The 11,529-nt window shown below is 61.6% G+C and carries 9 protein-coding genes and 1 pseudogene; 9 read left to right on the top strand and 1 reads right to left on the bottom strand.

Annotated features, from left to right (window positions below; translation table 11 throughout):
• The 9 genes and pseudogenes from AB7E65_RS02835 to AB7E65_RS02795 all read left to right on the top strand — a co-directional run.
• Positions 1-314: pseudogene (locus tag AB7E65_RS02835) on the top strand (TonB-dependent receptor plug domain-containing protein); the annotation flags it as partial.
• 43 nt (positions 315-357) lie between these two features.
• The gene (ccsA, locus tag AB7E65_RS02830; protein ID WP_072286409.1) at positions 358-1,215 is read left to right on the top strand and encodes a cytochrome c biogenesis protein CcsA; all 858 of its coding nucleotides are present in this window, start codon (positions 358-360) and stop codon (positions 1,213-1,215) included.
• Entirely contained in the window at positions 1,208-1,975 is a 768-nt protein-coding gene (locus tag AB7E65_RS02825; RefSeq protein WP_072286408.1) for a hypothetical protein, read from the top strand. Before ccsA ends, AB7E65_RS02825 begins: the two co-directional genes overlap by 8 nt.
• Complete coding sequence (locus AB7E65_RS02820; protein WP_072286407.1) at positions 1,972-3,774, top strand: SAM-dependent methyltransferase; 1,803 nt, start codon at positions 1,972-1,974, stop codon at positions 3,772-3,774. Before AB7E65_RS02825 ends, AB7E65_RS02820 begins: the two co-directional genes overlap by 4 nt.
• 205 nt (positions 3,775-3,979) lie before the next feature.
• Positions 3,980-5,353 (top strand): APC family permease, encoded by a 1,374-nt coding sequence (locus AB7E65_RS02815; protein WP_428745229.1) that lies wholly within the window; start codon positions 3,980-3,982, stop codon positions 5,351-5,353.
• Between the two features lie 53 nt (positions 5,354-5,406).
• A complete protein-coding gene (locus AB7E65_RS02810; RefSeq protein WP_428745228.1) occupies positions 5,407-6,441 on the top strand; it encodes a hypothetical protein in 1,035 nt (344 codons plus the stop codon).
• Positions 6,432-7,403: a 4Fe-4S binding protein gene (locus tag AB7E65_RS02805; protein ID WP_320361358.1), complete on the top strand. Its 972-nt coding sequence runs from the start codon at positions 6,432-6,434 to the stop codon at positions 7,401-7,403. Before AB7E65_RS02810 ends, AB7E65_RS02805 begins: the two co-directional genes overlap by 10 nt.
• The gene (locus AB7E65_RS02800; protein ID WP_428745227.1) at positions 7,396-8,673 is read left to right on the top strand and encodes a 2-hydroxyacyl-CoA dehydratase; all 1,278 of its coding nucleotides are present in this window, start codon (positions 7,396-7,398) and stop codon (positions 8,671-8,673) included. Before AB7E65_RS02805 ends, AB7E65_RS02800 begins: the two co-directional genes overlap by 8 nt.
• Entirely contained in the window at positions 8,670-9,455 is a 786-nt protein-coding gene (locus tag AB7E65_RS02795) for an acyl-CoA dehydratase activase (protein ID WP_072286402.1), read from the top strand. Before AB7E65_RS02800 ends, AB7E65_RS02795 begins: the two co-directional genes overlap by 4 nt.
• A 60-nt stretch (positions 9,456-9,515) precedes the next feature.
• On the opposite strand, the gene AB7E65_RS02790 is transcribed toward AB7E65_RS02795, so the two are convergent.
• The gene (locus tag AB7E65_RS02790; RefSeq protein WP_072286401.1) at positions 9,516-11,237 is read right to left on the bottom strand and encodes a thiamine pyrophosphate-binding protein; all 1,722 of its coding nucleotides are present in this window, start codon (positions 11,235-11,237) and stop codon (positions 9,516-9,518) included.
• Positions 11,238-11,529: the final 292 nt, after the last annotated feature.

Here is an 11,529-nt window from a genome sequence, read left to right as displayed (position 1 = left end):
CCGAACGCGCCCGTCACCGCGCCAACCTCGACATGCGTTACCGCTTCCCCTTCGGCCTGGCGGTCTCGACGCAGCTGTCCTATGTAAATCGCTACTACTATGAGAAAGAGGTCGCCCGCAGGACCTATGAATGGACCAAAGGAACCGATTTTCTGCTGTTGAATGCCCGTGCCGAGCAGTCCCTTGGCGAGCTCTGGGGAGTCAGCGGCAAGGCCTTTGTTGAAGTGACCAACCTTACCGACCGTGATTACGAAGAAAGTGGCGAATTGATGCCCGGGCGCAATTTCCTGGCGGGACTTTCTTTTACTTACTGATAAATTGCGGCAAGTTTGACTGTCCTCCGCAAGGAGTTTCTGCATGACCATTGCTACGACCTCCATCATGTCATTCAATGCGGCTGCCGGCGTTTACGCCGGCAGCCTTCTCTTTTACCTTTTAAAGCGTTACAGGTGCAGCTGCTGGCTGCTTGGCGTCGCCTTCGCCTTGCACACCGCCAGCCTGGTCGCCAGTAGCTGGCGCTGGGGGATATTTTCCCTCGACGGGGTTTTCAACGGAGCGTATTTCCTGCCCTGGTGTCTGGCTGCGCTGGGCTTGCTCCTGTGGTGGCGGGGTCGTGCGGAGGACGCGGCTTCCATGAGCTGGCTGGCGACCCTGGCGATGCTGGTCACCCTGGCGCTGCCGGTCGATCTCCCGCCGCCGGGCCCTTTTACGGCCACCTGGTCCTCCCCCATGTTTTTCTTCTTCGAGGTGCTGGCCATCGGTTGTTTTCTGGCGGCGGGCTGGTTTGCCTGGCGGCAGCTGCGCATTCGTGGCGGCGACCAGCTGTTCAACCTTCTGGCCATCTGGGGATTCATCCTTTACAGCCTGGCTCAGGTGATCGGCGCGGTCTGGAGTTATCTGGGGTGGGGCGGTCCCTTCCACTGGGGGGAACGGCATCTGCAGTCCGCCGCTATCTGGTGTCTGTACTGCGGCTATCTGCATACGCACTTCGACCGCTCTTTCCACCTGCGCAACAAGGCCCGCTGGGCCGTGACCGGCGCGCTGGTGGTGCTGGTGGTCGCCTATGCCCTGCAGATCGCGGCGCACCTGACCATACTCAATCCGGGAGCCGGCTCCGGCAAAGGCGCGGCCCGCGCTACGGCCCAGCAGCAGGTGCACGGTGCGGAGCCGAACGCCTGCCGCAATCCCGAACTGATGGAGGCTGGTCATGATTGATCGCATATGGAACGCGCTGTCGAGTATCCGGCTCACGCTGTGGTTGCTGGTGCTGCTCACCGTCAACCTGTTTATCGGCAGTTTTTACGCCAAATACATGGCCGTGTTCGGCGAACTCAACAGCACCCTGTTCCCGACCTGGTTTCTGACCCGCAGCAATCTGCACAGCTGGTGGCTTTTTACCCTGTTCGGTCTGCTGTTTCTGCTGTTTGCCAATACCCTGGCCTGTACTCTGCAGCGCGTGACTTTTCTCTGGAGCCGCCGTGGCGGTTACCGGCGTGCGATGTTCGTGTTGCTGCTGGCCCCTTCACTGATGCACTTCTGTTTTCTGTTCATTGTCGGCGGGCACGCTTTGACCGAATTTACCGGCACCAAGACGCGTCTGCCGGCGGTGGTGGGGGAAAAGATCGCGGTGGGGGATCGGCAGATCACTCTTGTCGATCGCCATTACGATTACTGGCAGGCGCCGGCCCTGCAGGGGGTCATGCGGCAATGCACGGCGATCCTGGAGCTGCAAAGCGATGCCGGAGTCGAGCAGCGCCGAATCGGCATTCTGGAACCGGTCTACTGGCAGGGCTATACCCTGCATCTGGGCATGGCGGGCAAGCCGGGTACCGATACCTTGCCGCCGCTGGAAATCATGGTCAAGAAGGATCCCGGCCTGCTTCTGATTCTGCTTGGAAACACGGTGCTGTGTCTGCTGATGCTCTGGTACTTCCCTCAGATCCGCAAGATCCGCAATGGAGGACAGAAATCATGAAATACATCCTGTCGACGGTTTTCATGCTGATGGCATTGTGCTTCGGCAACAACCCGGCTCTGGCCGACAGTATGGCCGCGCCTGCCAAGCCGGCCATGACCATTTCCGGCGAGGTGAAGCGTCCCCTCAAGTTGACCGTGGATGATCTGGCCCGTTTCCAGTCGGTGGAAATCCAGCTTAACGAGGTCAGCCGCGACGGCAGTTTTCACGGTGTTTATCTGCACAAGGCCGTGCCGTTGCGCGTCCTTCTGGACATGGCGGAAATCATCAAGCAGGATCAGGCCTTTACCAAGCAAACCGACCTGGCTATCCGGGTAACCGATGCCGCCGGCAAGCAGGTAGTCCTGTCGTGGGCGGAAGTTTACTACAGCAACGCCGCCGAAGTGGCCATCGCCTATGCCGCGCAGTCCGTAAAACCCATGATGAGCGAGGAGCGGTGCCTGAAATGCCACGGCCCGGAAATCTACCGCCAGTCCCTGGAGCAGTACGAACGGCCAGCGACGATGCCGAAACTGGTGATTCGCAGCGATTTTTATACCGACCGCTATCTGGAAAATGTGACCCGCATCGAAGTCATCGATCTTTATCCGGACATCAAGGTTGATCGCAACGTCAAACTCGAGTCCAGGCAGATTCTGGTGACCGGCGCGGTGGCCCGGGAGTTGAAGCTGTCCGACCTGAGGGACTATCCGCGCATGGAGATGTCCAAGAAAGTGGTCGGGGTGCATATGGGTTACCACGGCCTGCACCGCTATAAAGGGGTGTCCCTGGTCAGGATCCTGGAAAAAGCCGGTGTCGATGACTCCTTGACCAAGGCCGTGATGATTTCCGCGCCGGACGGGTACCGGGCACTGTTTTCCTTTGGCGAACTGTTTTTGTCCCACGCCGGCAGGCGCATCATGCTTGCCGAAAGCGACAACGGCAAACCGTTGCTGGGACAGCGCGGCGGCAGATACCGGCTGATCGTCCCCGAGGAACTGGTGGATGACCGGGACGTGCTGGCGGTGCAGCGCATCGAGGTGGTGGATCTTAAAGCAATCCCCAAAATATCCATCATCGGCGTCGGCCCCGGCGATACCGATCTTGTCACCCTCGAGGCGGTAAGCGCTTTGGCCCGAGCCGACGTGGTGGTGGCCCCGGAGGATATCGTCAAGCGCTTCGCCACCTACCTGCAGGGCAAGCCGGTCTTGTTCGATCCCCTCAAGCTCATCAAGCACATGTTCCGCAAGGAACACCCCGACCTGGCGCCGGCCGAGGCGGAGCGGCTCTGCAACCAGCAGCGCGAGGCCGGTGTGGCCAAAATCCGACAGGCTCTGGAGCGGGGCCAGACTGTGGCATTTCTCGACTGGGGCGATCCGATGGTCTACGGCAGCACCCGCTGGATCCGGGCCTTTTTCAGTGACGACCAGCTGGAAACCATTCCCGCCCTGAGCGCCTTCAATGCAGCCAACGCCATGATCCAGCGCGATGTCGGCGCCGGTGGTTCGATCGTCATCACGGTGCCGAGCGGCCTCAAGGAACATCCGCAACTGCTGGCTTCCGTGGCTAAAAGCGGCGACACCCTGGCCATTTTCATGGGATTGAAGGAATTCAGCGAAATGCGGCCCCTGTTCGATCGCTATTATCCCGGTGAGACGCCGGTCAATCTGGTCTACAGTGCCGGCATTGCCGGCAGCGAACGCCTGGTGCGCAGCACGCTCAAGGACGCGGTCACCCGGCTGAATGCCGATCCGGAAAAATTTCTCGGCCTCATCTACATGGGTCCGCGTCTGGATGTGCGCTTCGGCGAGTGTCCCTGATCCGGCAGGATTGATAAAGACTTCGGACGAACAGGATGCATAACACAGGGCAGGCTTGAGCCGTTCACGATCGAACCACGGCGGGGCCTGCCCTTTTTATCGGCACAATATCGGTGCATCGGGTGCCCGAGCCCGGCCGCCATCGAAGCGGGCTTCCTCGGGACGGAGGGTTTCCCCGCCGCGGTGCCGAAAAGGCAGGTGACCTGTGCAACTCAACCGACAACTCAGTCTGACGGATGCGGTGCTGCTGATCATCGGCAATGTTATCGGTGCCGGGATCTTTACCACCAGCGGCTTCCTGGCCGAACAGCTTTCGCACCCCTGGCTGTTTCTGGGCATCTGGGGGTTGGGCGGTCTGCTGACCCTGTGCGGAGCATTGACTTATGCCGAACTGGCGGGCATGTTTCCGCTGGCCGGCGGCGATTATCAGTTCCTCAAGGCCGCCTACGGGCCCTGGGCCGGTTTTCTTCTGGGGTGGCTGGCCGTCTGGGTGATCAATCCCGGCTCCATCGCCGCCATGTCCATCGCTCTGGCCAGCTACCTGCAGGGGTTTCTTCCCATTCTCGGCGCGATTTCCGGCAAGCTGCTGGCGGCAGCCTTCATTCTGGTGTTTTCCTGGATCAATTATCGAGGTATCCGCCCGGGGGGGACCACTCAGAATCTGTTTACCTTCGGCACCATTGTTTTGCTGGTGGTCGTGATCCTTGCCGGTCTGCTGTCCGCCAACGGCGACTGGAACCGGCTGAGCGCTCCGGGACCGATGCCGAAGATAGCCTGGAGCCATCTGTTCGGCGGTCCCATGATCGCGGTGATTTTCACCTTCAGCGGCTGGTTTGCGTCGGCCTATATCGGTGGTGAAATCCGTGATGCGCGACGCAATCTGCCCCGTTCCCTGATTCTTGGCACCTTGTGTGTGACGGTTCTTTATCTGGCTATCAATCTTGTCTATCTCTACGCCCGGCCGCTGCACGAACTGGCCGGGGCGGAGAATGTCGGGCAGCTCGCTCTTGAAGGACTGTATGGTTCAGGCGCCGCCCGCTGGATCTCCGTGCCCATCATGCTGGCGATCGCCGCCGGGATCAACGCCACCGTCATGACCGGCGCGCGCGTCGCCTGGGCGCTGGGCGAGAACGGCGGCGTCTGCCGCGCCCTGCGGCGTGTCCACGCCGGTTATCGTACCCCCGCGGTGGCTATTGCCTGCCAGGCGCTGCTGGCCATTCTGCTGGTGACGTTCGGTACCTTTGGTCAGCTGCTGAGCTGCGTGGTGTTCGTCATGGTGCTGACATCCATCGCCAGTGGCGTGGCCCTGATGTTGCTGCGCTGGCGCCGGCCGGGTCTGGCACGCTCCTACCGCACGCCGTGCTACCCCCTGGTACCACTGCTGTTCGTGGGCAGTTATCTGCTGGTACTGGTGCAGATCGGCCGCGGCCAGCCATGGTCTTCGCTATGGGGGGTTCTGATGACCCTGACCGGTGTACCGTTTTATCTTTGGGGGCGCCGTCATCCCCGGCCGGCAGAGTGCTCCGGGCATGACGCCGATGGTCGTGGCGCCAAACCTGTTTCGAAATCAACTCTCTGATCCGGTCGGAAGCTGGCGGGCTGGATCCGGAGAAAAGGCATGACGAGGATACAATGAGACACCTGTTGAACCATGCGGCAATACTGTTGCTGCTTGTCATGGCGGTCGCCTGCGATTCACATTCCGCGCTGGCGGAGGATGATCTGTTGCTGTGGTGGGACCTGCAGAACCCCGGCTGGTATATCAACGGCTACAACGATCCGGATCGCGATATCTGGGAAATCCGAAACGATGCCGAACTGTTGCGGCAGCGCCTTGGCCAGCCCCGGCGTCTGGCGCTGCGCTACGGGCAATTTCCCGCCGGTACGCGGTCGCGCGGCGAAGAAGCGTTGTTGCGACTGGCCCGCGTCTGGCTGCAAAGGCCTGACGGCGGCATCGAAGAAGGGCCTTTTTGCGCGGCGCCGGGAAAAACCGTCAGCGAAGTACCCGCCGGAAACGCCCCGCAGGGCATCTACCTGCTCGGCAGCCATGTCGCGGCGGGACGCCGGGATGTGGACGGGGACGGCCGGGTCGAGTCGGTGCATCTGTACGGCAAGTTTCTGCTGCGTCACGTGCGTGACAGTCTGTCCCACGGCGGGGAGCAGAATACCTTTTTCCATTCGCCGCGCATGCCCCTTGAAATCGGGCCGGTGCAGGCAGGTCGTTACAGCGGCATTATTCAGATTGCCCACCGGCCCAGCGAGATGGCGGTCTTTTACCGCGGGCAACCGCTGGCGGGCGCGGAGGTCACGGCTCTCACCGAGCGCGGCTGGCGCAAAACGGTGCGCACCGACGCGGCGGGCCGGTTTGTGGCGGTGCCGCATGAAAGTCGCGGTGCAAAGCATAATTGGGAAATATGCCTTTACACGGTCCGTCACCTTGACCGGCAGCGTGGAGAATACCACTGTGCCAGCATGCCGATGATTGTCGATCCGCCCTGGCCCGAGTGGACCCACTGCATAACCAGTTTCGTGTTGTGGGCCTTCGCCGGAACCGCCTTCGCCGCCGCTTTTATCGCCTTGCTGGTTGCGCGCCGCCGTCGCCGCCAACGTTTGCAGCTGGCCCGTTTCGAAGCGGCAAGACAGCCGGGAGGTGCGTCATGCCCGTGAGTCGCTGGCGCTGGCTGGTATTGACCCTGTCTTTTGTGTTGCTGACTTTTGGTGGCCTTGCGGGGGTGCATCTTGGTTCCTATCTGCCGACTTTTGCCTGTTATTTCGTGGGCTCCGATACCTACGGGGGCGCCTGTTTTCTTGCAACCCTGCAGATGGCTCTGGCTGAAGGCAACCTGGCGGGGCTGTTCGCGGCCCTGACCATTCTGGTGGTGGCGGTGCTGCTGATCATCCCTTTGGGTGGCGCCTGGTGCGGCTGGATCTGTCCCTTTGCCTTTATTCAGGATGTCCTGGATGTGCTACGCCGCAAGCTGGGCATAGGCTATGTGCGTTTCCCTGAAACGCTGCGCAGAAATTTGCGGCCTTTGCGCTGGATCTTTCTTGTCATTTTGTTTGTGCTGCCTTTGTGGGCCGCTTTTCCGCTGCTGGTACCGGCGGTTGCCCGCCACCTCGGCATCCCTTTCTGCGAACTCTGCCCGGTACGGTACATAATGCCGCTGTTCACGGAAAGAGCCGGGTATATGGGGGTCTCTTTCGGCAGTATCACCACTTTTGTTCTGAGTGCTCTTGGGGTGCTGTTTGCCGGTTTCACATTGGTCGGGGCCTTTTTCAAGCGGCGCTTCTGGTGTGCCTATTGTCCGATGGTCTTGCTGCTGTCCTTTTTCAGGCGTATCAGCCTGCCGAAACTGAAGAAGGATGTGACCCGCTGTACCCGTTGCGAGATCTGCTATAACGTCTGTCCCATGGATATCGAACAGGTGTTTCTGGAGAGGCAGCGGGAGGACGTCACCTTTCCTGACTGCGTTTTGTGCATGGAGTGTGTCGAACACTGTCCGGAGAACGATGCCCTGCGCCTGACTTACGGCGGTATAACCCTGTTGCGTTCGAGTCGTGCCGCCTTTTCCCGCCGGCGCGGCATCGATGCTAGCCAAACCGGTCCCCGGGAGGAGAGCCATGAGTAAACGCAAGCAACGATTTCTGCGCGCCCTGGGGCGCTCCTCCGAGGCGGTGCTGCGCGGTATGGAAGCCGCTGCCGAACGTCCGGCGCGGCTTGGTTATTTCATCGACCTGATGCGTTCCGTTTACGTGGAGGATTGTCTGCCACAGCTTCCGGAAGAACCTGCCGGGCGCCCCGGGGTGGTCGGTTTGTACTGTGTCATGGCGCCCGAGGAGCTCGTTTATGCGGCGGGCGCCTTGCCGCTGCGTTTGTGCGGTGGCAGCTACGAGGCTTCCTGCGCGGGTGACGAGCTGGCCCCGCGCGATGCCTGCCCGGTGGTCAAGGCGTCCCTGGGAAGCACCGTCCTTGGCGCGCCATCGCTCTATGCGCTGTGCGATATGGTGGTGGTGCCGACCACCTGCGACGCCAAGCGCAAGATGGCCGAGGAACTGTCCCGCCATCAGAATGTGCGGGTGCTGGAGGTGCCTCATGTCAAGGAAAGCGAGGGGGCGCGGCGCCAGTGGCTCGAGCAGCTGTATGGCTTCAAGAGTGATCTGGAACGCCTCACCGGAAACCGCATCGGCCGCCGCGGTCTGGCGCAGGCCATCGCTCTGCTCGGCCGTGCCCGGCACCAGGCCCGGCGTCTCTACGAACTGCGCCAGGGGGATTTGCCGGCGGTGCGGGGCAGCGAAGCCGCGTTGGCGCTGCATGCTTTTGCCTACGACCGGGCCGAAAGCTGGTGCGAGGCCATGACTTTGCTGAATGATGAAATTGCGCAGCGTCAGGCCGATGGCCGCTCGGCTTTCGACCGGCGCGCGCCGCGTATCATGCTGGCTGGTGCGCCGCCGGTATTTCCCAACTGGAAACTGCCGCTTCTGATCGAAGAGATGGGCGGCATGCTGGTGACCGATGAGTCCTGTATCGGTGACCGCTATCTGTACGATCCGGTGGGGGCGGTGGAAAACACCATGGAGGACATGATGGTGGCCCTGGCGTCGCGTTATCTGATGCCCTGTACCTGTCCCAGTTTCGCTCCCAACGAGGACCGGCTGTTTCGCTTGCGCCAGGCAGTGGCCGATTTTCGTATTGAAGGGGTGCTCTACCATGTCCTGAAGGGCTGTGTCATTTACGATTTTGAACTGCTGCGGGTGGAGGCGCTGATGGCGGAACTGGGGGTGCCGGTGCTGCGCATCGAAACCGATTATAACCCCGAGGATATCGAGCAGCTGCGTACCCGGGTCGAGGCCTTTGTCGAGATGATCCGGGACAAAAAACGGAAGGGAGTCGGCCGATGAGCCTGTTCGCAGGGATTGATGCCGGATCCACCTATCTCAAGGTGGCGCTGGTGGACGCAGGGGGCAATCTGTGTGGCACGAAAACCGCACCGACCGGAATCGATGCGCGGGAAACCGCGCGCCAGGTTCTGCAGGAGTCGTGTCGGGAGAAAGATTGTGCCGTCGAAGCCGTGACCGGCATTTTCGCCACCGGCTACAGCCGCCGGCAGATCGATATCGCCCATGACCACGTGACGGAGATTCGCGCCCATGCCGCCGGTGCGCGGTGGGCGGCACCGGCCGGAGTCGATATCCGCACGGTGATCGACGTCGGCGGCCAGGACAGCAAGGTGATTGTGCTTGAAGAGGATGGCGGTATCAAAAATTTTGTCATGAATGACAAGTGCGCCGCCGGTACGGGGCGTTTTCTGGAGGCGCTGGCGCGGGTGCTCGATTTGCCGGTGCGGGATATCGGCCCCATGGCCCTGCGTTCCAGACTGCCGTGCCAGATCAACAGCATGTGCGTGGTATTTGCTGAATCGGAGGTGATATCGCTGCTGGCAAGGCGGCAGGACCCGGTTGACATCGTGGCGGGTATTCACGTGGCCATGGCCAAACGCATTGCGGTCATGGCCCGCAAGGCCGGTTTGTACGGCGAGGTGCTGCTGACCGGCGGCGGCGGTCTCAACCCAGGACTGGTAGCCGCTTTCGAAGATGAGCTGCAGCGCGACGTGCATACTGCCGCGCATCCCCAGCTCAACGGTGCCATCGGCGCCGCCCTCATCGCCGGCGACCTGGCCTGAAACAACAGACAGGGCGGAGGTTGCGGCATCCGCCCTGTCTGTTTGTGTGAAAAAGGACCTTCAGGCCATGGCGATAGGCGGCTCTGCCTCCGCATCGATCATGACCTCAAGCACTGTCGGCCCTTGGCGTTCGGCGAGGGCCTGCCAGTCGAGCCGGTCAAAATCCTGCAGGGAGCGGATGGTGAAAGCCTCCGCGCCCGCGGCACGTCCCAGCATGGCGAAATCGACCGGCGGTATGGAGAAATCGGCGTCTTCCTTGCCGGCGATGCGGTGGCCATGCCGGATCAGTCCATAGGCCCGGTCGTTGAGGATCACGAACAGCACCGGCAGCCGCCGTTCCACCGCGACGGTGATTTCCTGGCCGCTCATAAGGTAGCAGCCGTCTCCGGCAATGCAGACCGAGGGCGCGTCCGGGTTGCCGAAAGCGCCGCCGACCGCGGCACCCACCGCCCAGGCCATGGTGGCGAACTCGATGGACAGGTGGTAATGGCGCGGACGGGGATGGAAGAAATAATGGATGGACCAGGGCACGCTGTTGCTGTTGTCGATAAAATAGCGGGTTGCCTGCGGCAACCGTCTGAGCAGTTCGGCATAGACCTGTGGCGCCTTGATCGGGGTGTCGCCTCGGTCCGTAGCGCAACAGGCCGGATCGGCGACCTCGATGCCGGCAGGAATGTAAGCGGCGGGTGCGGCCGTGCCGCTTTGTGCGGGTTTTTCCGGCACCGGCAGGCGACCTTCGCTCTGCCATTGTTCAATGCGGTTGTTGAGCTCGCGGAACAGGGTGACCAGATCGCCTTCCACCTGCAGCCGGGCCATGGGCGAACGCTCGAACCAGCGGCGCTCGCTGTGCAGGTGCACCAGCCTGTCGTTCATGAGCACCGCATCCCATTTGCCGGTTGACCATTCTCCGAGATTGCTGCCGGCAGCCAGGATCAGCTCGACTTTCGGGTCGGTCAGGGCGGCGCGGGACGAAGCGTGTCCGGACATGCCGAACACTCCCCGTGCCTGGCCATGGTAGGGATTGATGACCGACTTGCCACGGGGCGTGGTGATCAGGGTCGCGCCGGTCAGTTCGGCGAAGCGCTCGATATCGTGCCCGGCATCGGCAGCGCCGTGTCCCACCAGTACGCAGAGTCCTGCTCCGCGACCGAGCGTTGCGGAGATCTCCGCGCACAGGTTTTCCAGCCCCGCGATATCCAGTGTCGCGTGCGGCCTGGCCAGGAGTTGTGGCAGCAGGGAAAACCGGGGCGGCCAATCGGCTTCGGCGGCGAATATATCGATGGGGATGCTCAGGTGTGCGGGGCCGCCGGGGTTGCCGAGGGCCGCGGTCAAGGCCGCCGCCAGCTTTCTTTCCAACTGATCGGGATGGGTTACGGTTGCATTGTAGACCGTGCATGGTTCGAGCATGCTCACCACGTCGATGCCGTTGCGCGACGAGTCCTGAAAACATCCGGACCCGAGATCACGCAGGCGCGTCTGGGGGGTGAGGACCAGCATGGGAACCTGTTCGGCACAGGCCGACGCCACGCCGGTAATCAGGTTGGTAACGCCGGGACCGGTGGTGGCACAGCAGACGCCGAGTTTGCCGCTCTCTCGGGCATAGCCGTCGGCAATGAAGGCGGCGCCGGCCTCATGGCGGGTCAGTACCATGCGCGGCCCGCCGCGTTGCTCGCTGCGCCTGAGGGCGTCGAACAAGGGGCCCAGGGGGCTGCCCGGGATGCCGAAGACATATTCGACGCCAAGTTTTTCGAGATAATGGACGATAAGATCGCTTAAAGTCATTCGCGCCTCCTTGAAGCTTTTCGCCAGGAGGGACCGCTGCCGGTATGTCCGGGTACCAGCTATCCATCCCGCACGCAAAAACAAGCAGCCATTCTAGCACGATTTTTCATACCGCAAAGGGGATTTTTTTCCATAATAACCATTGCCGAAAGGGGCGGCGCCACGGGGCCGAAAATCCTGCTCGCGGCTCTACATGTTGGACGTTTTTTGCGATATCATCGGTAATAAACACCTGTGCCGCGGCAAGGTTTTCCAAAAAGTGATGTGATATATCAAATGCTTATGGACGCGG

Source organism: Syntrophotalea sp. (assembly GCF_050253115.1).
GTDB classification, from domain to species: Bacteria; Desulfobacterota; Desulfuromonadia; order Desulfuromonadales; family Syntrophotaleaceae; genus Syntrophotalea; species Syntrophotalea acetylenica.
The sequence above is the reverse complement of the archived record's forward strand: the minus strand, read 5'-3'. Positions and strand labels throughout refer to the sequence as shown.

Bases quoted from the DNA above. Each gene is read 5' to 3' on its own strand.
- ccsA (WP_072286409.1), top strand. From the start codon at position 358: ATGACCATTGCTACGACCTCCATCATGTCATTCAATGCGGCTGCCGGC.
- AB7E65_RS02825 (WP_072286408.1), top strand. From the start codon at position 1,208: ATGATTGATCGCATATGGAACGCGCTGTCGAGTATCCGGCTCACGCTG.
- AB7E65_RS02820 (WP_072286407.1), top strand. From the start codon at position 1,972: ATGAAATACATCCTGTCGACGGTTTTCATGCTGATGGCATTGTGCTTC.
- AB7E65_RS02810 (WP_428745228.1), top strand. From the start codon at position 5,407: ATGAGACACCTGTTGAACCATGCGGCAATACTGTTGCTGCTTGTCATG.
- AB7E65_RS02805 (WP_320361358.1), top strand. From the start codon at position 6,432: ATGCCCGTGAGTCGCTGGCGCTGGCTGGTATTGACCCTGTCTTTTGTG.
- AB7E65_RS02800 (WP_428745227.1), top strand. From the start codon at position 7,396: ATGAGTAAACGCAAGCAACGATTTCTGCGCGCCCTGGGGCGCTCCTCC.
- AB7E65_RS02795 (WP_072286402.1), top strand. From the start codon at position 8,670: ATGAGCCTGTTCGCAGGGATTGATGCCGGATCCACCTATCTCAAGGTG.
- AB7E65_RS02790 (WP_072286401.1), bottom strand. From the start codon at position 11,237: ATGACTTTAAGCGATCTTATCGTCCATTATCTCGAAAAACTTGGCGTC.